Origin of the sequence: Rhodococcus sp. AB351, assembly GCF_049538275.1 — a bacterium.
In the GTDB taxonomy this organism is placed as follows: Bacteria; Actinomycetota; Actinomycetes; order Mycobacteriales; family Mycobacteriaceae; genus Rhodococcus.
Genome location: NZ_JBMVFW010000001.1, coordinates 1,078,205 through 1,095,630, shown reverse-complemented (window position 1 = coordinate 1,095,630; position 17,426 = coordinate 1,078,205). Strand labels below are relative to the sequence as shown.

Below are 17,426 nucleotides of genomic sequence, written 5' to 3'. Positions count from 1 at the left end.
CGGCGCCCCGTTTACCGGTCCGACCGGGGAGGTAACCAGCGCGTATGCCTACCGAGACCACGGTGTCCCTGTGGCGGGATCGCGCCTCGCGGACCGCGACGTACGACGACTGGACGGCCCGCCGGGAGCGTTACGACGTCGTGGTCGTCGGCGCAGGGATCACGGGCACCGTCACCGCCCTGCTCCTCGCCGAGCGGGGACTGCGCGTCGCGATCGTCGAAGCCCGGGACATCGGGGCCGTGACCACCGGAAACACCACCGGCAAGGTCAGCGTCCTGCAGGGCACACGCCTGTCGCAGATCGGCCGCAGACATTCCGGTGCGGTCCGTCAGGGATATGTCGACGGCACCCTGGCCGCGCAACGGTGGGTGGTCGACTTCTGCACGGAGAACGGACTCGACTTCGATCGTGCGGACGCCTACACCTATGCGCAGGACCCGTCGAACGTGAGCATGATCGACGCGGAGTACCACCACTGCCGCGCGGCCGGACTGCCGGCCGAACGTGTCGGCGAGATCCCGCTCCCCTTCGCCGTGGCCGCGGCGGTCACGATCCCCGACCAGGTGCAGATCGATCCCATGCCGCTCCTGTACACGGCGGTCGACCGGGCACGCACGGCCGGCGCCGACGTGTTCGTCGGGCGTCGCGTGAAGACCGTGGACACCGAGGACGCCGGATGCGTCGTCCGCACCGACGACGGCGACGTCCGTGCAGACCGCGTGGTCCTCGCGACCGGCATCCCCATCCTGGACCGCGGTGCATTCTTCGCCAGGGTGGAACCCGACCGCTCGTACTCCATCGCGGTCGAGGTGCCCGGCGGTCCTCCGGAAGGGATGTTCCTGTCCGCGGACAGTCCCACCAGGTCGCTCCGCACCGCCTCCGCGGCGGGAACGTCCTCGTCGGCGGATCGACTGCTGCTCGTCGGCGGGAACGGGCACGTCGTCGGCCGGCACGAGTCGCCCCGCTCGGCGTACGACGACCTGCTGCGATGGAGTCAACGGACCTTCCCCGGTGCCCACGAGCTGTACCGGTGGTCGGCGCAGGACTACACGAACATGGACAGCCTCCCCGAGGTCGGGCCCGTCCTGCCAGGCGCCGACCGGATCTGGGTGGCGACCGGCTTCGGCAAGTGGGGCATGACCGGCGGGGTCGCGGCGGCGCACATCATCGCGTCCCGGTTCTCGGAGTCGCCGGACCCCGAGGTCGAGGCGTGGGCGCCCGCCCTGGCGGCCTGGCGCACCGAACTGGTGACCGGCGCCCCCACCGCAGCCAAGCTCAATGCCACCGTCGCATGGCACATGGCCAAGGGCTGGTTGCAGGCCGCGACGTCCTCCGGACCGGAGCCCGAAGAAGGACAGGGCCGGGTGGTGCGCAGTTGCGGACGTCCCGTCGGAGTGTCCACGGTCGACGGCCGGACCCGCCGCGTGAGCGCGGTCTGCCCACACCTCGGCGGAATCCTGCGGTGGAACGACGCGGAGTCGTCGTGGGACTGCCCGCTGCACGGTTCCCGATTCGCCGCCGACGGCGCCCTGCTGGAGGGACCCGCGACCGGCGATCTCTCCCCCAGGTGACGGCGAGGGTGAAAGCAGGGGTGAGAGCCTGCGTTTCACACCCACCGCAGCCGGGTAGTTCTGACAGCAGCCGAGAAAGGACACACGAACATGAATTCCGCCGATGGGGCACGACTGTCCGGACTGACCGTCGCAATTCTCGCGACGAACGGAGTCGAGGAGGTCGAGCTCGTCGAGCCGCGTAAGGCTCTCGAGGACGAGGGCGCCACCGTCCGGCTCGTCTCGATCGAGCAGGGCGAGATCCAGGCCATGGAGAAGGACGTCAACGCCGCAGGGAAGTACACCGTCGATCACCTCGTCTCGGAGGTCTCCCCCGGCGACTTCGACGGCCTGGTACTTCCCGGTGGAACCACGAATCCCGATCAGCTGCGCCAGGACGACAAGGCCGTGTCGTTCGTGCGGGAGTTCGTCACCTCCGGGCGTCCGGTCGGCGTGATCTGTCACGGGCCGTGGACGCTCGTCGAGGCCGACGTGGTGCGCGACCGCACCCTGACGTCGTATCCGAGCGTCCGTACCGATATCCGCAATGCCGGCGGAAACGTCGTCGATCAGGAGGTGGTCGTCGATCGCAATCTCGTCTCGAGCCGCAATCCCGGCGACCTGCCGGCGTTCTGCAAGGCACTCGTCGATCTCTTCGCAGCGAACCCCGCGAGCTGATTTCTTCGGGCCGCGCACCACGCAGGCCCATCCTCTTTCCTCCACCGACCGCGACCGCGACCGCAGAGGTTCCGGTCCGTCCCCACCTGTTTTCGAAAGGACCTCGACGATGCTCGAGCAGAGCCCCGTTTCCGGCGCCACCGTCTTTCCCTCCGCGCCCCTCCACCAGGGCGTGCGGTTCAGCACCGCGGAGATCAAGAAGCGTATCGACGAAATGTTCGACACCTCGGCCGCTCCCCTGCCGAGCGAGAGCTGATTCCCGAACAACTGCTGGTCGAAGGCCTGCAGCGGCGCTCGCGGTTTGCGGCCCCCTACCCGCCTTGATAACAAGAAGTAGTCGATTTCGAACATTTGGGATTGGTTCGCCGTAAGGCAATTGCACGAAGGCGGGAATATGAACGAGCCGAACTCCGACGATTTCGTCGTGGTCGCCAACCGTTTGCCGGTGGATATGGAGACGCCGGCCGACGGCGGCCCGCCGGTCTGGCGACGCAGCCCCGGTGGTCTGGTGACCGCGATGGAGACCGTCCTGAGGTCCAACAGCGGCGCCTGGGTCGGCTGGCCCGGCACTCCCGACGTGACGGTCGATCCCTTCGAAGAAGACGGGCTCTCGCTGTATCCGGTGGAGCTGTCCGCCCAGGAAGTCGAGGAGTACTACGAGGGTTTCTCGAACGACACCCTGTGGCCGCTCTATCACGACGCGCTCGTTCCACCCACCTTCGATCGACGCTGGTGGCGCACCTATCGCGCGGTCAACCAGCGATTCGCCGAGGCCGCGGCCCGCGCCGCCGCCCCCGGGGCGACGGTGTGGGTGCACGACTACCAGCTCCAGCTCGTTCCCCGGATGTTGCGCGAGCTCAGGCCCGACGTCACCATCGGCTTCTTCCTCCACATCCCTTTCCCGCCCACCGAACTGTTCCTGCAGTTGCCGTGGCGTAAGGCGATCGTCGACGGTCTGCTCGGCGCCGATCTCGTCGGTTTCCACCTCCCCGGTGGGGCACAGAACTTCCTCTACCTCGCCAACCGGCTGTTCGGACTCCCGGCACCGCGCGGGACCGCATCCGGCGGCACCATCGATCTCGGCGATCGACAGGTCCGCGTCGGCGCCTACCCGATCTCCATCGACTCCGCGCAGCTCCGGGAACGTTCCAGCGACAAGGCCATTCGCGAGCGCGCCGCCGAGATCCGCAGGGATCTGGGCGATCCGGAGATCATGCTGCTCGGCGTCGACCGTCTCGACTACACCAAGGGCATCGACGTACGGCTCGAGGCGCTGCACGAGCTGTTCGCCGACGGCACCCTCGATCCCGAGAAGGTCGTGATGGTGCAGTTGGCCACGCCGAGCCGGGAGCGCTTGACGGCATACGCACAGCTCCGGGACCAGGTGGAGCGCGAAGTGGGACGGATCAACGGCGAGTTCGCCCGGCTCGGCTCCCCTGTCGTCCACTACCTCCACGCCTCGGTCGACCGCGACGAGCTGCTCGCGATGTACACCGGTGCCGACGTCATGCTGGTCACTCCCCTGCGCGACGGCATGAATCTCGTCGCCAAGGAGTACATCGCCTGCCACGGCGACGGCAGCGGGTCGCTGGTTCTCAGCGAATTCGCCGGGGCGGCAGCGGAACTCCGTCGCGCCCTCCTCGTCAACCCGCACGATCTCGAAGGCGTCAAGCGCGCGATAGTGGAGGCGATCGAGGAGGATCCGGCCGAACGGAAGAGGCGTATGAAGACCATGCACGCGCACGTCATGGAGCACGACGTCGCCCGTTGGTCGCGCACCTTCCTCGAGGATCTACGGGACACCTCGGGTGCGCACGTCGCTGCCGCGGAAAACTAGGGCACGCGGGTCCCTCTCCGGCGCGTACCGGAGAGGGACCCGCGTGCCCCGAACCTCGAAGAACCGCAGGCCCGAAGAAGTGCAGACCTACTGGCTCGGCTGCGGTACCTCGCACTCGACCTGGGGATTGACGCCCGCGTAGTTGAGCGGCCCGGCCACCACCGTGACCGCCACCGTCGCGAGACTGCTGCAGTTCTGGTCCGAGTCGCTGAAGTAGCCCCGCTGACCGGCCGCCACCGCACCGATGATCAACCAGACCAGGACCACGAGACTCAACAATCGCACGATCTCACCTCGATCCGTCCCACACGCCGGACCGTCCGGCCGGGTAGCAATACCCGAGGTGGAAATCGAACAAACGCACCGAGGAACATGATCCGGCCATACCGGACGCAGCACCTCTCTGTACATCCGGGTGTGCACCATCGCGTAGGAGTACCGGCATAATTTCTCTTGTGACCGATCCGCCCGTCGATGAAGCGTTGAGCCGGATCCTCGCCGACGACGTCTCCCGGCACGTCTGAAGTTTCCGGTACCTGTCGACCGACGACTCGTGGGAATGGTCGGGCTTCCGTCGCCCGGATACACGGCTACGAACCCGGCACCGTCGTACCCACGACCGAACTCGTCCTCCGGCACAAACACCCCGACGACAGGGAGGACATCACGACGCTCCTCACCTCCGTCCGTACCACGGGTGAGCCCTTCAGCAGCCGGCACCGGATCGTCGACACCCGAGGCACGATCAGACATGTCGTCGTGATCGGTGATCGCATCGTGGACGAGGACGGCTCGGTTCTCGGCACGTCGGGGTTCTATCTCGACCTGACCGACGCTCTCGAAGAGGACCTGCGGGCAGCGGTCGACGCGGCGATGTCGTCCCTGGCGGACGCCCGTGCCGTCATCGAACAGGCCAAGGGCGCTCTCATGCTGGCGTACACGATCCCGGCCGAGCGCGCGTTCGAGATCCTGGTGTGGCGTTCCCAGGAGACGAACCTCAAGCTGCGGTCACTCGCCGAACGGCTCGTACACGAGATCTCGACCACCCCCGGGCTCCTCGAAGAGTTCCGCGGCCGTTTCGATCACCTGTTCCTCACCGTGCACGAGCGAGTCCGCTCGGGCGACCCGCTCCCTTCCGATTGAGCGACCCGCTCCCCTCCCCGATTGAGCGACCCGCTCCCCTCCCCGATTGAGCGACCCGCTCGGGGGTACCCGAAGGTGGAGTCGCGCCCGGCGCCGCGCCGGTCGCTGCGCCCGCGCGCCCTTCGACGTGAGGAGAGCCATGACCCAGGATGTGGAGAAACGTTGGAACGACCCCCGCACGGCCCGTAAGGCCACGATGTACGCCGGGGGCGTGATCGTCGCTGCACTCGTGGTGATGGGCGTCGCCATCCTCTGGGGCACGAACTCCGGACAGGACTGCAGCGACGCCGCATTCGCGGTGTGCACCGATCCCGCCCGCCAGATCCTCGTCTTCGGCCCCACACTCGTGCTCCTGCTCGGCGGTCTCGGTGCACTGTGGACGGCGTACCGCACATGGAAGCGCGGCGGTCGCTGGCCGATCTGGCAGGGCGCAGGATGGGCACTGCTGGTGCTGATGGTCGCCTACGCCACCATCTCCGCCCGCGCCATCATCTGATCCGGCGCCCGGTCGTCCCGGCCCGGGACGGCCGGAGCCACCGACCCGCACGAACGAACAGGCGGGACAGCAGCGTATTTCGGTTCGTACCGACGCGCCGTGACCGGTTTATCCCCCACCACACACGGGAATACCGCTGTGGTGAAGATCGCGATGGTTGCCGGACAAGTGAATCCCCTGCTCGGTCACGGCGCGCACGCAGGTGCAGCGCCGCAAGGACTGCACGTCCACCTGGCCGAACTGTCCTCCGCCCTCGCCGGGGCCGGCCACGAGGTGGTGGTCTACACCCGCCGCGAGGACCGCGACGGCCCCGACCGGATCTCCGCCCCTGGTGGATACGAAGTGGTGCAGGTACCGGCAGGACCGCCGTCCCCGCTGCGCCCCGACGAAACCGCCTCGGCAATGGGCGAATTCGGGAGCTTCCTGGATCGGGAGTGGCGTCAGCGACCACCGGACATCACCCACGCCCACTACTGGCTGTCCGGACTGGCCACCCAGCTCGCCACCCGCTCACTGGGCATCCCCACGGTCCAGACCTTCCACTCCCTCGGCACGGTCGAGCACCGCATCCGGGAGAAGACGGCGATGGACGCATCCGCGCGCGACCGAATCCGCTTGGAGCGACTCATCGCCCGGGGTGCGACGCGCATGATCGCGACGAGTTCCGACGAGGTGTTCGAGCTGGCGCGCATGGGACTCCCCCGCACGCGGACCACAGTGGTGCCGAGTGGAGTGGACGCCGCGCACTACAGCACCGCCGCCGCTCCCGACACCACGAGGACCCGCAAGCATCGCCTGCTCGCAGCCGGTCCTCTCGAACCGGGCTCCGGATTCGACATCGCCATCGAAGCGCTGGCGGGCATTCCCGACACCGAACTCGTCATCGCCGCGCATCCCGCTCCGCCGTACCTGTCGCGCCGAGCAGACGAGCAGGAGAAGTCCCGTCTGGTGAAGCTCGCACGCGTACGCGGTGTGCAGGGACGCGTCCGGATCCGCCGCGACGTCGGGCGGGACGAGATGCCCGGTCTGCTCCTGTCCGCCGACGCCGTGGCCTCCACCCCCTGGCACGATCCATCGGGGATGCTCGCCCTGCAGGCGATGTCGTGTGGTCGCCCGGTCATCGCAACCGCCTCGGGTGGAATGCTCGACACCGTGCTCGACGACGCCACAGGCCTTCTCGTGCCCACCCGCTCCCCCGAGGCCGTCGCGGCCGCCGCACGCCGGCTTCTCTCCGATGCGACGACACGCGCCACCTTCGGTATCGCCGGACGCGACCGCGTGCTCGCCCGGTACACCTGGGATCGCGTGGCGGAGGACACTCTTCGCGCCTACGAACGGTGCGTGCCGGTCAGGCGTACTGCACACCGGACCGCACGGACCGGTGTGCAGTAGCGCCCATCGAACTCGGCACATGCACTGGAACGATCAGCGACGGAAGTCCTGATCGTTCCGGTGCGCACCCGCCCCACCGACCTCGCCGATCCGGCCCTCGCCGCCGGGCACCGAGTTCGAGGTCGGCGAACCTGCCGTTCCCGGAGCCGATTCCCCGCGGTAGTCACCGCGATCGGCGCCTCCCGCCGCACGGGGATCCAGCTCTTCCGCGCGGCGACGACGTTCGTCGAGTTCGGCTCGGGCCGCTTCGGCGGTACGGCGTTCGTCCTCCGAGCGGGCACGCAGCCGCTCCGCCTCGGCCGCCTTGGCTTCGGCTTCCGCCGCGGCGCGGCGGGCCTCCGCTTCGGTGCGTTCGGCCGACGCAGCCCGTTGTTCGACTCCGGGCCTGTTCTCCTCGACGCTGCGACGCAGACGTTCGGCTTCGGCACGCCGTCGCTCGGCGCGCCGGTTGCGGAGCGTCCACACCAGCACCGCCAGCACCACCAACGCGACGACCACCGCTATCACCAGCAGAATCCAGTCGTTCGTGCTCATCTCGACCTCCTCGGGTTCATCAGCGGGTTCCCCCGGGTCGAAGTGACGAAACGGGCAGGTCGGGCCGGTCGGTGGATCGGAGGCGTCCCGAAACAGAACCGTTGCCGCCCGGGTGTCCCGAACGGCAACGGTATGGAGGGGCGTGGCGCATCGCGTGCCACGCCGTGTGGTCGACTCTCCTCTTACATCACAGGAGCGACCGCAGCGAGCGCTGCTTCACGTGTCCTGCAGGCCTTGGCGGCGATGGCGGCATCGGCGACCCGGAGCAACCGTTCCACCGGTCGCCCACTCAGAAGAGCCCAGCGGACGTTCAGGGCACGCGCGCGCTCGTCGAGATCGTCGAAGACCGACAATCCCGCCGCACCGAAGAATTCGACTGCCCCGAGGTCGACGACCATACGGATCGATTCTTCGAGCTGCCGATGGGTGAACGCGTGGAGAGCGTGTGCGTTACGGATGTCGATCTCGCCGCGCACATCGATCCAGACGAGGTCCGGCTCGATCCTCTGAGCACTGAATTCCGCACCGACGACCCGCTCTGCGGGGATATCGGACCTGATCGGCCGAGCCGACCATGCGGATGGGACGGAATCTACCTGTGCGGCAATTCGCTGAGGAACTGTCATAGCACTTCCCAACATCGAAAATTGCAGGAAGCACGACCTACGAGACAGGCACAACCGGTGACCGATCGGAACCCTCCCGAAACGGGGGTGCTTCCGTGTTCTCGGCTGTGTGCTCAACCTTCTGCCCCAACAGTAGTCCACGAACCATCGGCGCTCAACACATCGAACGTGCATTTCGGGCATGTTGCGGACCCCTGCCCAGGTCACGGCGGATGGATTGAGTTCGCGATATCTGGGTAATCTCTCCGACGACCAGACAGACACGACCCGCTCGTACCCCCACTCCCCGTACTGGAGACATCAGGCTCATGGCAAAATCCGCGTCGATCGAATCGGCACGCGACCACAATCCCCCGGTAGTCGAACTTCGAGTAGAGGCCCATCCCGATCAGCTCGCAGTGCTCCGAGCGGTAGCCGCCGCGATCGCGCTGCAGCACGACTTCGACCTCGATACCGTGGCGGACGTGAAGCTCGCCGTCGACGAAGCGGCCACGCGGCTGATCATGGGCGCTCCCGAGGACGCCGTTCTGGCATGCTCCTTCCGGGCGGCCCTTCCTCTGCTGCACATCAGCCTCTCGGCACCGACGAACGATGCCTCCGCAATCGGGCAGCCGCGCTCCTTCGGATGGCACGTGCTCAACTCGCTGACCGAGTCCATCTCGGTGACGAGCGACGACTCGCGCGCCACGATCGACATGTCCATCGCCGAAGGCAGCGCCGATCGGTGACGCGCAACACGGGTAGGTCGAGCGACGAGTACGCCGACGTCACCGAAACGCTGAGAACACTCCTCGCACTCGAGGAGGGCGACCCCGGTCGCATCCGCATCCGCGACGAAGTGGTCGAGCGGTGCCTTCCGCTCGCCGAGCACATCGCCCGGCGCTTCGACGGCCGTGGTGAGGCCTTCGAGGACCTGCTGCAGGTCGCGCGTCTGGGCCTGGTCAACGCGGTCGACCGGTTCGACCCCGAACGCGGCTCGGATTTCGTCTCCTTCGCGGTCCCCACGATCATGGGCGAGGTGCGCCGGCACTTCCGGGACGCCGGCTGGGCCGTTCGTGTGCCGAGGCGCATGAAGGAACTGCACCTGTCCCTGAGCAAGGCCACCTCCGAGCTCTCCCAGCAGCTCGGACGTGCGCCCACCGCTTCCGAGCTCGCCGAGGAACTCGGCATCGATCAGGAGGAGGTGTTGCAGGGTCTCGTGGCCGGTAACGCCTACCAGACGGTGTCGGTGGACCGATCGTCCCCGTCGGGCGACGACGGGCTCACCCTCGCCGACACGCTCGGCGACTACGACGCCGCGCTGGACGAGGTCGAGAACCACGAGGCACTGCGTCCGCTGCTCGAGGCCCTTCCTGCCCGCGAACGCACGGTCGTGCTGCTGCGCTTCTTCGGCAACATGACGCAGACGCAGATCGCCGAGCGCGTGGGTGTCTCGCAGATGCACGTGTCGCGTCTGCTCACGAAGACCCTCGCGCAGCTCCGCGATCAGCTCGGCGACAACTTCTGACGGGGTCGACGTCCCGGGTTCTCGTTACCCGGGACGTCGACACGGTCAGAACGTCGAGGCGTCGATCACGAAGCGATAGCGCACATCACTGGCGACCACACGGTCGTATGCCTCGTTGATCCGGTCTGCGGAGATCAGTTCGATCTCCGCACCGATACCGTGCTCTGCGCAGAAATCGAGCATCGCCTGCGTGTCGGGGATGCCGCCGACATTCGATCCGGCCATCGCACGATCGTTCATCGCGAGCGAGAACGCCCGCACCGACAGCGGCTTCTCGGGCAGGCCGAGGCCGACGAGGGTGCCGTGCAGCCGCAGCAGCGACAGGTAGCGGTCGAGGTCGAGGTTGACCGAGACGGTGTTGAGGATCAGGTCGAACTTCCCGCGCAGCTCCTTGAACGTCGACTCGTCCTCGGTGGACCGGTAGTCGACCGCACCGAATCGCAGGCCGTCGTCCCGCTTCGACAGCGAGTGGCCGAGCACCGTCACCTCCGCCCCCATGGCTGCCGCAATCTTCACGCCGACGTGCCCGAGGCCGCCCATGCCGATGATCGCGACCTTGCTCCCCGGCCCGGCATTCCATCGCTTCAGCGGCGAGTACAGGGTGATTCCCGCGCACAGCAGAGGTGCCGCGGCGGCCGGGTCGAGTCCGTCGGGAATCCTCAGGACGAAGTGTTCGGTGACGACGATGTGCGTCGAGTAGCCGCCCTGGGTGACGGTGCCGTCGCGGTCGACGGAGTTGTAGGTCCCCGTCACCCGATTGGTGCAATGCTGTTCGAATCCCGTTCGGCAGGGATCACATTCGCCACAGGAGTTCACGAAGCAGCCCACGCCGACACGGTCGCCGACGGCATGTCTCGTGACCTCGGACCCGACGGCGGCGACGGTACCGACGATCTCGTGACCCGGCACGATCGGGTACTTGGTTCCACCCCACTCGTTCCGGGCGGTGTGGATGTCGGAATGGCAGATGCCGGCGAACTCGATCTCGATGAGCACGTCGAGCGGGCCGAGGGCACGTCGTTCGACGGTGGTCTTCGACAGGGGCGCATCGGGCGCGGTGGCGGCGTAGGCGGCGACGGTGGTCGTACCGGTTGTGGACGTCATTCCTCCACAACTACTCCGCCTCACGACGACGTGCACCCGCGGGGGACTCCCGCGGGTGCGCGTCGTCGAGACGGTTCGGCTATCCGGCCTGGTCGGCCTGTTGTGCCGCCCGGCGGCGCAGTCGTCGCGCCGCGGCGACGAGGTTGCGCAACGACGGCTCGAGCTGCCAGTGATGACGGGTCTTGAGGCCACCGTCCGGATTGGCCCACAACCGGTCGAGTTCCACCGATTCCGCCGCCTCGGTGAGCAACTCGTCGAGCTCGTCGATGTCCGGGATCCGGGCCGACCGCGACTCGTAGACACCGGGACCGACACCGTGGGACAGCGCGCGGTCCTTGATCGCCTCGAGCACCCAGCGGATCGAGCGCGTCGCCACGATCGCCGTGACGTCGGCGTCGAGCCGCTCGATCGCGTCGACCACCGACGCCTGACCCGAATAGGTCAGGTGCGTGTGGATCTGCGTCTCCGGCTTCGCACCACCGGTGGCGAGACGGAAGGCGTCGACGGCCCAGTCGAGGTACTCGGCGCGTCCGTCCTGCCGCAGCGGCAGCAACTCACGGATGGCCGGTTCGTCGACCTGGATGATCGCGATGCCCGCCCGCTCGAGATCGGTGATCTCGTCGCGGATGGCCAGCGCGAGCTGGTCGGCCGTCTCGTGGAGCGGTTGATCCTGACGCACGTAGGAACGCGCCAGCATCGTCACCGGACCGGTGAGCATGCCCTTGACCGGCTTGTCGGTCAGCGACTGTGCGAACGAGATCCACTCGACCGTCATCGGCTTCGGGCGCACGATGTCGCCGTAGAGGATCGGCGGACGCGTGCAGCGCGAACCGTAGGCCTGCACCCAGCCGAAGTGCGTGGTGGCGAAGCCCTCCATCAGCTCTGCGAAGTACTGCACCATGTCGTTGCGTTCGTGCTCGCCGTGGACGAGGACGTCGAGACCGATGTCCTCCTGCAGACGGATGGTGGACTCGATCTCCTCCTGGATGCGCTTGACGTACTCGTCGTACGACATCCGGCCACGACCGAGTTCTGCTCGTGCCCTGCGGATCTCCGCGGTCTGCGGGAACGAGCCCAGGGTCGTCGCCGGCACCGGCGGCAGATCCAGGCGCTTCTGCTGCGCGACGCGGCGTTCCTCGTACGGCGCACGCACCCGATGGGCGGGCGTGATCGCGTTCAGACGTGCACGGACGGTGTGCTTCTGCTTGAAGTGCACCGACACGGGCGGCTTGCGCCACCGCTCCTCGGCACCGGTCGTCAGTGCCTTGGCGAGGGAGACCACCTCCCCCACCTTCTGCTTCGCGAACGCGAGACGATCGGCGACGTCGCCGGGGATGTCGTACTCGACGAGCACGTCGTAGGGCACGTGCAGCAGCGAGGACGAGGTCGACACGACGAGATCCGGTGCGACCGCGACGATCGACTTCAGGTACTCGAGGGTGCGGTGGCGGTCGACCTTCCACACGTTGCGGCCGTCGACGACACCGGCGTAGATGCGCTTGCGCTTGAGTCCGGGCACGGCGGCCAGTTCGTCCGCGCTGATGCGGCCGTCGACCAGGTCCAGGCCGATCGCCTCGATCTTCGACGCGGCCAGGATCGGCAACGCCTCGCCGAGATGCCCGTACGGGCCGGTCACGAGCAGACGCGGACGCAGCGGAGCGTGCGAGAGCACGTCGTAGGCACGCGCGAGGGCTGCGAGCTCCTCCTCGCTGCGGTCCTCGGTGAACGACGGCTCGTCGAGCTGCACGCAGGTCGCGCCGGCGCGGGCGAGCTGCTCGAAGAGCTTCTCGTACTCGGGGAGCAGCGCGTCGAGCAGGTCGAGGGTGCGGAAGCCCTCCTTCGTCGACGTCGGCGCGACCTTCGACAGCAGCAGCAGCGAGACCGGGCCGAGCACCACCGGCCGCAGCTCGACGCCCTCGGCCTTCGCACGCTCGAACTCGTCGAGCACAGTCGCCGAGTTCAGCTCGAAGACGGTGTTCTCGTCGAGTTCGGGCTGGCGGTAGTGGTAGTTGCTACCGAACCACCGCACCAGCTCGAGCGGCGGGAAGTCCTCGCGTCCACGGCACAGCGTGAAGTACAGATCGAGCGGGTCGAGCTCGTCGGCCAGCGGACGGAACCGCTCGGGCAGCGCTCCGAACAACAGGGCGTTGTCCAGGACGTGGTCGTAGTAGGAGAACGTGTTGCCGGGTACCTGGGTCAGACCCGTGGCTGCGAGCTCGCGCCAGGTGTTCTCCTGGAGCTCGCGAGCGACCGCGACGAGTTCGTCGCGCGTGCCCTCACCGTGCCAGTAGGCCTCGAGGGCGAACTTGAGCTCGCGGCGGGGCCCGATGCGCGGGTACCCGAGGATGCTCGATCCGTATCCGTCGGCGAGAGTTGCCATGTCGGCGTCGACCTTTCCCTCATGCACATCGCGCCCGTGCACCGGTGACCAGTGTTCGGAACACTGTCGCCGGGCACGGGCGCCGTGTGCGGTGGTGCTACCTGGCTAGCCGGCCTTCTTGACCGTGCGACCGTTGTCGGCGTACTCGTAGAAGCCGGCGCCCGACTTCTTGCCGACGAGTCCCGCCTCGACCATGCGCTGCAGCAGCGGCGGGGCCGAGTACAGGGGCTCCTTGAACTCCTCGTACATGGAGTCGGCGATCGACTTGACGGTGTCCAGACCGACGAGGTCGGTCAGGGCCAGCGGACCCATCGGGTGGGCGCAACCCAGGACCATCGTCTTGTCGATGTCCTCCTTGGTGGCGAAACCGGACTCGACCATCCGGATCGCCGAGAGCAGGTACGGCACCAGCAGTGCGTTGGCGATGAAACCTGCACGGTCGGAGGACCGCACGACCTGCTTGCCCAGTACGTCGGCGGCGAACGCCTCGGCGCGCTTGGTGACGGTGGGGCTGGTCTTCAGGGTGGTGACGAGCTCGACGAGCGGGAGCACCGGCACAGGGTTGAAGAAGTGCATGCCGATGACACGCTCGGGGGCACCGGTCGCGATACCGAGCTTCATGATCGGGATCGACGAGGTGTTCGATGCGAGCACCGCGTGGGGATCGGTGACGATCTTGTCGAGTTCGGCGAAGATCTCGCTCTTGATCTTCTCGTCCTCGACGACGGCCTCCACGACGAGCTGCCGATCGGCGAAGTCACCGAGATCGGAGGTGAAACGCAGACGCCATGCGGCCTGCTCACGCTCCCGTTCGGTGATCTTCCCGCTGCTCACACCCCGGTCCAGCGACCGGAGGATGCGGGCGCGTCCGGCAGCCGCGAGTTCGCGGGTCTGCTCGAACACCAGTACGTCGACATGAGCGCGTGCGCACACCTCGGCGATACCTGCGCCCATGATGCCGGCGCCGATCACGCCGACGCGCTGAATCTTTTCGCTGGTCACGTCAGCTCCTTCTCGTTGTGGGGGTCGTGGCCGAGGCCGGAAGTACAGGTGCGGACCCATCGGGTGCGCGGGTGCAGAACTGCCCCTGATACGCACGCACCCCGCGGCAGGACATGGGGACCTGTGGATCCCGCCGCGGGGTGGTGGCCTCTTCGGTGGCGCTTGTTCCTAGTGGAACTGGCCTTCCTCGGTGGAGCCCTTCAGGGCAGCCGTGGAGGTGTTGGGATCGACGGTGGTGGCGATGGTGTCGAAGTAGCCGGCACCGACCTCACGCTGGTGCTTGATGGCGGTGAAGCCGCGCTCCTTGGCCGCCTTGAACTCGCGCTCCTGCAGGTCGACGAAGGCCGTCATGCCCTCGCGGGCGTAGCCGTGCGCCAGGTCGAACATGCCGTAGTTGAGCGAGTGGAAGCCGGCGAGGGTGATGAACTGGAACTTGAAGCCCATCGCGCCGAGCTCCTTCTGGAACTTCGCGATGGTCGCGTCGTCCAGGTGCGCCTTCCAGTTGAAGGACGGCGAGCAGTTGTAGGCCAGCAGCTGGTCCGGGAACTCGCTGCGGACGCCCTCGGCGAACTTCTTGGCGACCTCGAGATCCGGCACACCGGTCTCCATCCAGATGAGGTCGGAGTACGGAGCGTAGGCCTTCGCACGGGCGATGCAGGGCTCGATGCCGTTCTTGACGTGGTAGAAGCCCTCGGCGGTGCGCTCACCGGTGATGAACGGGCGGTCGCGCTCGTCGACATCGGAGGTGATGAGGGTCGCGGCCTCGGCGTCGGTGCGGGCGATGACCACGGTCGGGACGTCCGCGACGTCGGCCGCGAGGCGAGCCGAGGTCAGGGTGCGGATGTGCTGCTGCGTGGGGATGAGCACCTTGCCACCGAGGTGACCGCACTTCTTCTCCGACGCGAGCTGGTCCTCCCAGTGCGAACCGGCGACGCCGGCCGCGATCATGGCCTTCTGCAGCTCGTAGACGTTGAGGGCGCCACCGAAGCCGGCCTCACCGTCGGCGACGATCGGAGCGAGCCAGTTGTCGACGGAGGTGTCGCCCTCGACCTTGGCGATCTCGTCGGCGCGCAGCAGCGCGTTGTTGATGCGGCGGACGACCTGCGGAACCGAGTTCGCCGGGTACAGCGACTGGTCCGGGTAGGTGTGGCCGGACAGGTTGGCGTCGCCGGCGACCTGCCAACCGGAGAGGTAGATGGCCTTCAGGCCGGCGCGGACCTGCTGGACCGCCTGGTTGCCGGTGAGGGCGCCCAGCGAGTTGATGTAGTCCTCGTTGTTGACGAGGTCCCACAGGATCTCGGAACCGCGGCGAGCGAGGGTGGCCTCCTCGACGACGTTGCCCTGCAGCTTGGCGACCTGCTCGGCGGTGTAGTTGCGGGTGATCCCCTTCCAGCGCGGATTGGTGTCCCAATCCTTCTGGATCTCTTCTGCAGTCCTCGGGGTGCCGGTGGTCGACATCAAATCTCCACTCTCTAGATCTGCCCCGCTCGGGATGAAGCAGTACGCGTGTACGACTTCACATCCTTTGCGTGCCGTTCGGATGTACAAGAACGACAATGACACAGTCCAAAAAACCCGTCTACCTGTTGCTAATGCCAATCTCGGTTATTTTCGTTGCAGGCATTGCGAAGATTGCTAATCGATGGTCGGTCCAACTACCCGAATCGGGCACGCGTTTATTACCCGCGAGTAGCAACTACCTCGGCTTTTGCCGCTGTCGTCCGGCCCACGCCGTCGGAACGACCCGTCCCGACGAATCACCCACCGCGGGACGGACCGGACACCTGTCTGTGACTGCCTTCACAAGCGTTGATCGCCGTTTGTGATCCCCATTGACCCCTGGAATCCCATCCGTAACATGTCTCGGGCCGGATCGGGGCCGGTGCGTCGTAGCGCCTTCGTGTCTCAGGGCCCCGGCCGAACAGCCCCCGAACACGAGGAGTCGACATTCTCTCGAGTACGTCGCGGTCGATCGTCGAAGCGACCCTGCCGGTGGTCGGCGCCGAGATCGGCACGATCTCACGTGTCTTCTACAACCGGCTCTTCCGGGCCGTCCCGTCCCTGCGGGACACCTTCAACCGCACCAACCAGGCCAACGGGGCCCAGCAGCGGGCACTCGCCGACTCGGTCGCCGCCTTCGCATCACTGCTGGTCACCCATGCACCGACCGATATCGACCCCATCATGGAGCGGATCGCCGCCAAGCACGCGTCCCTCGGTGTGCAGGCAGCGCACTACGGGATCGTGCGGACGCACCTGTTCGCCGCGATCGCCGAGGTCCTCGGTGACGCCGTCACACCGCAGGTCGCCGTGGCCTGGCACGAGGTGTACACGCTGATGGCGAACTCGCTCGTCGAGCAGGAGACGGAGCTGTACCGGCGGGCCGGTGTGGCGCCCGGCGACATCTGGCGTCGCGTGGTCGTCACCGAGCACGAGTACGACGGCGCGCACGCGGCCACCCTCCACCTCCGTTCCGTCGACGGTGAACCGCTGCCGGCCTTCCTTCCCGGCCAGTACATCTCGGTGCGGGTCGCGCTGTCCGACGGCTCCGAGCAGATCCGCCAGTACACCGTGTTCCCCGGCAGGGTGAGCGGCGAGTTGGCCGTCACCGTCAAGCGCGTGCCGGACGGACTCGTCTCCCCCGTGCTCTGCGACGGCCTGCGCGTCGGCGATCACCTCCTCGTGTCGCCGCCCTTCGGCAGCGTCGTGGTCGATCGGGGCAGCGAACCGCTGCTGCTCGTCTCGGCAGGCGTGGGCGTGACGATGACCGTCGCGGCGCTGCGCGACATGCAGTCCCGAGGCGACGGCCGGAGCGTCGACGTCGTCCACATCGACCGCACCCCTTACGAGCAACCGCACCGGACCGAGATCGGCATCCTGGTCGACTCGTTGCCGGACGCCCGGCTGCACGTGCGCTACACCGAGTACGACGAGATCCGCAGCGACGGGCGAACTCCCCTGTCCGGGCTGACGATTCCGGGCGACGCCCGCACCTACGTGTGCGGTCCGATCCCGTTCATGCGTGCGATCCGCTCCGATCTCGTCGCGTCGGGCCTGTCCCCGGGGTCGATCCACTTCGAAGCGTTCGCGCCGGGCTCGTGGTTCGGTCTCGAGGCTCCACCGGTGCCCGTCGATTAACACGCTGCGAACGCCACCTTGCGAAGGCTGCGAGGCAGT

17 protein-coding genes and 1 pseudogene are annotated in these 17,426 nt (G+C 67.4%); 11 read left to right on the top strand and 7 right to left on the bottom strand.

All coding sequences use genetic code 11. From position 1 onward, the window contains the following. Positions 1 to 44: 44 nt before the first annotated feature. The 4 genes from ACPCXD_RS05000 (at position 45) to ACPCXD_RS04985 (ending at position 4,065) form a co-directional block, all read left to right on the top strand. Positions 45 to 1,571, top strand: a complete 1,527-nt coding sequence (locus tag ACPCXD_RS05000) for an FAD-dependent oxidoreductase (RefSeq protein WP_160876719.1) — start codon at positions 45 to 47, stop codon at positions 1,569 to 1,571. 90 nt (positions 1,572 to 1,661) lie between these two features. After that, complete coding sequence (locus ACPCXD_RS04995) at positions 1,662 to 2,228, top strand: type 1 glutamine amidotransferase domain-containing protein (RefSeq protein ID WP_016693675.1); 567 nt, start codon at positions 1,662 to 1,664, stop codon at positions 2,226 to 2,228. 109 nt (positions 2,229 to 2,337) lie between these two features. After that, the gene (locus tag ACPCXD_RS04990; protein ID WP_016693674.1) at positions 2,338 to 2,484 is read left to right on the top strand and encodes a hypothetical protein; all 147 of its coding nucleotides are present in this window, start codon (positions 2,338 to 2,340) and stop codon (positions 2,482 to 2,484) included. A 138-nt stretch (positions 2,485 to 2,622) separates the two neighbouring features. Further along, entirely contained in the window at positions 2,623 to 4,065 is a 1,443-nt protein-coding gene (locus ACPCXD_RS04985) for an alpha,alpha-trehalose-phosphate synthase (UDP-forming) (RefSeq protein WP_423658668.1), read from the top strand. 87 nt (positions 4,066 to 4,152) lie between these two features. On the opposite strand, the gene ACPCXD_RS04980 is transcribed toward ACPCXD_RS04985, so the two are convergent. Next, positions 4,153 to 4,353, bottom strand: a complete 201-nt coding sequence (locus tag ACPCXD_RS04980; RefSeq protein ID WP_033096357.1) for a hypothetical protein — start codon at positions 4,351 to 4,353, stop codon at positions 4,153 to 4,155. Between the two features lie 294 nt (positions 4,354 to 4,647). Here ACPCXD_RS04980 and ACPCXD_RS04975 point away from each other — a divergent pair. From ACPCXD_RS04975 to ACPCXD_RS04960, 4 genes and pseudogenes are all read left to right on the top strand, one after another. Then, a pseudogene (locus ACPCXD_RS04975) lies at positions 4,648 to 4,821 on the top strand (PAS domain-containing protein); the annotation flags it as partial. Positions 4,822 to 4,824: 3 nt separating this feature from the next. Then, positions 4,825 to 5,208, top strand: coding sequence for an ANTAR domain-containing protein (locus ACPCXD_RS04970; protein ID WP_423658666.1), 384 nt, complete (start codon positions 4,825 to 4,827; stop codon positions 5,206 to 5,208). A 139-nt stretch (positions 5,209 to 5,347) separates the two neighbouring features. Then, positions 5,348 to 5,704: a hypothetical protein gene (locus ACPCXD_RS04965; protein ID WP_033096139.1), complete on the top strand. Its 357-nt coding sequence runs from the start codon at positions 5,348 to 5,350 to the stop codon at positions 5,702 to 5,704. A gap of 99 nt (positions 5,705 to 5,803) precedes the next feature. Next, complete coding sequence (locus ACPCXD_RS04960) at positions 5,804 to 7,096, top strand: glycosyltransferase (RefSeq protein WP_514132884.1); 1,293 nt, start codon at positions 5,804 to 5,806, stop codon at positions 7,094 to 7,096. A 33-nt stretch (positions 7,097 to 7,129) separates the two neighbouring features. On the opposite strand, the gene ACPCXD_RS04955 is transcribed toward ACPCXD_RS04960, so the two are convergent. Both ACPCXD_RS04955 and ACPCXD_RS04950 read right to left on the bottom strand, forming a co-directional pair. Then, positions 7,130 to 7,630: a hypothetical protein gene (locus ACPCXD_RS04955; protein ID WP_423658664.1), complete on the bottom strand. Its 501-nt coding sequence runs from the start codon at positions 7,628 to 7,630 to the stop codon at positions 7,130 to 7,132. A gap of 182 nt (positions 7,631 to 7,812) precedes the next feature. Beyond that, entirely contained in the window at positions 7,813 to 8,256 is a 444-nt protein-coding gene (locus tag ACPCXD_RS04950; RefSeq protein WP_033096142.1) for an STAS domain-containing protein, read from the bottom strand. A gap of 308 nt (positions 8,257 to 8,564) precedes the next feature. Here ACPCXD_RS04950 and ACPCXD_RS04945 point away from each other — a divergent pair, with 308 nt between their 5' ends. Together ACPCXD_RS04945 and ACPCXD_RS04940 are read left to right on the top strand one after the other, a co-directional pair. Further along, positions 8,565 to 8,984, top strand: coding sequence for an ATP-binding protein (locus ACPCXD_RS04945; protein ID WP_026061321.1), 420 nt, complete (start codon positions 8,565 to 8,567; stop codon positions 8,982 to 8,984). Next, on the top strand, positions 8,981 to 9,763 hold the full coding sequence (locus tag ACPCXD_RS04940; protein ID WP_016693083.1) for a SigB/SigF/SigG family RNA polymerase sigma factor: 783 nt from the start codon (positions 8,981 to 8,983) through the stop codon (positions 9,761 to 9,763). Before ACPCXD_RS04945 ends, ACPCXD_RS04940 begins: the two co-directional genes overlap by 4 nt. A 45-nt stretch (positions 9,764 to 9,808) precedes the next feature. Here the strand turns inward: ACPCXD_RS04940 and ACPCXD_RS04935 are convergent, their stop codons facing one another. The 4 genes from ACPCXD_RS04935 to aceA form a co-directional block, all read right to left on the bottom strand. Then, complete coding sequence (locus ACPCXD_RS04935; protein WP_016693082.1) at positions 9,809 to 10,867, bottom strand: NAD(P)-dependent alcohol dehydrogenase; 1,059 nt, start codon at positions 10,865 to 10,867, stop codon at positions 9,809 to 9,811. Positions 10,868 to 10,946: 79 nt separating this feature from the next. Further along, positions 10,947 to 13,247, bottom strand: coding sequence for a 5-methyltetrahydropteroyltriglutamate--homocysteine S-methyltransferase (gene metE / locus ACPCXD_RS04930; protein ID WP_033096358.1), 2,301 nt, complete (start codon positions 13,245 to 13,247; stop codon positions 10,947 to 10,949). Positions 13,248 to 13,352: 105 nt separating this feature from the next. Then, complete coding sequence (locus ACPCXD_RS04925; RefSeq protein WP_016693080.1) at positions 13,353 to 14,249, bottom strand: 3-hydroxybutyryl-CoA dehydrogenase; 897 nt, start codon at positions 14,247 to 14,249, stop codon at positions 13,353 to 13,355. 168 nt (positions 14,250 to 14,417) lie between these two features. Further along, a complete protein-coding gene (gene aceA, locus ACPCXD_RS04920) occupies positions 14,418 to 15,707 on the bottom strand; it encodes an isocitrate lyase (RefSeq protein ID WP_006553580.1) in 1,290 nt (429 codons plus the stop codon). A gap of 534 nt (positions 15,708 to 16,241) precedes the next feature. Here aceA and ACPCXD_RS04915 point away from each other — a divergent pair. Further along, positions 16,242 to 17,387, top strand: a complete 1,146-nt coding sequence (locus ACPCXD_RS04915; protein ID WP_253249981.1) for a globin domain-containing protein — start codon at positions 16,242 to 16,244, stop codon at positions 17,385 to 17,387. The last annotated feature ends 39 nt before the right edge of the window (positions 17,388 to 17,426 follow it).

Coding starts and splice junctions, on each gene's coding strand:
- metE (WP_033096358.1), bottom strand. CDS start 13,247: ATGGCAACTCTCGCCGACGGATACGGATCGAGCATCCTCGGGTACCCG.
- ACPCXD_RS04950 (WP_033096142.1), bottom strand. CDS start 8,256: ATGACAGTTCCTCAGCGAATTGCCGCACAGGTAGATTCCGTCCCATCC.
- ACPCXD_RS04945 (WP_026061321.1), top strand. CDS start 8,565: ATGGCAAAATCCGCGTCGATCGAATCGGCACGCGACCACAATCCCCCG.
- ACPCXD_RS04990 (WP_016693674.1), top strand. CDS start 2,338: ATGCTCGAGCAGAGCCCCGTTTCCGGCGCCACCGTCTTTCCCTCCGCG.
- aceA (WP_006553580.1), bottom strand. CDS start 15,707: ATGTCGACCACCGGCACCCCGAGGACTGCAGAAGAGATCCAGAAGGAT.
- ACPCXD_RS04985 (WP_423658668.1), top strand. CDS start 2,623: ATGAACGAGCCGAACTCCGACGATTTCGTCGTGGTCGCCAACCGTTTG.
- ACPCXD_RS04955 (WP_423658664.1), bottom strand. CDS start 7,630: ATGAGCACGAACGACTGGATTCTGCTGGTGATAGCGGTGGTCGTCGCG.
- ACPCXD_RS05000 (WP_160876719.1), top strand. CDS start 45: ATGCCTACCGAGACCACGGTGTCCCTGTGGCGGGATCGCGCCTCGCGG.
- ACPCXD_RS04995 (WP_016693675.1), top strand. CDS start 1,662: ATGAATTCCGCCGATGGGGCACGACTGTCCGGACTGACCGTCGCAATT.
- ACPCXD_RS04935 (WP_016693082.1), bottom strand. CDS start 10,867: ATGACGTCCACAACCGGTACGACCACCGTCGCCGCCTACGCCGCCACC.
- ACPCXD_RS04965 (WP_033096139.1), top strand. CDS start 5,348: ATGACCCAGGATGTGGAGAAACGTTGGAACGACCCCCGCACGGCCCGT.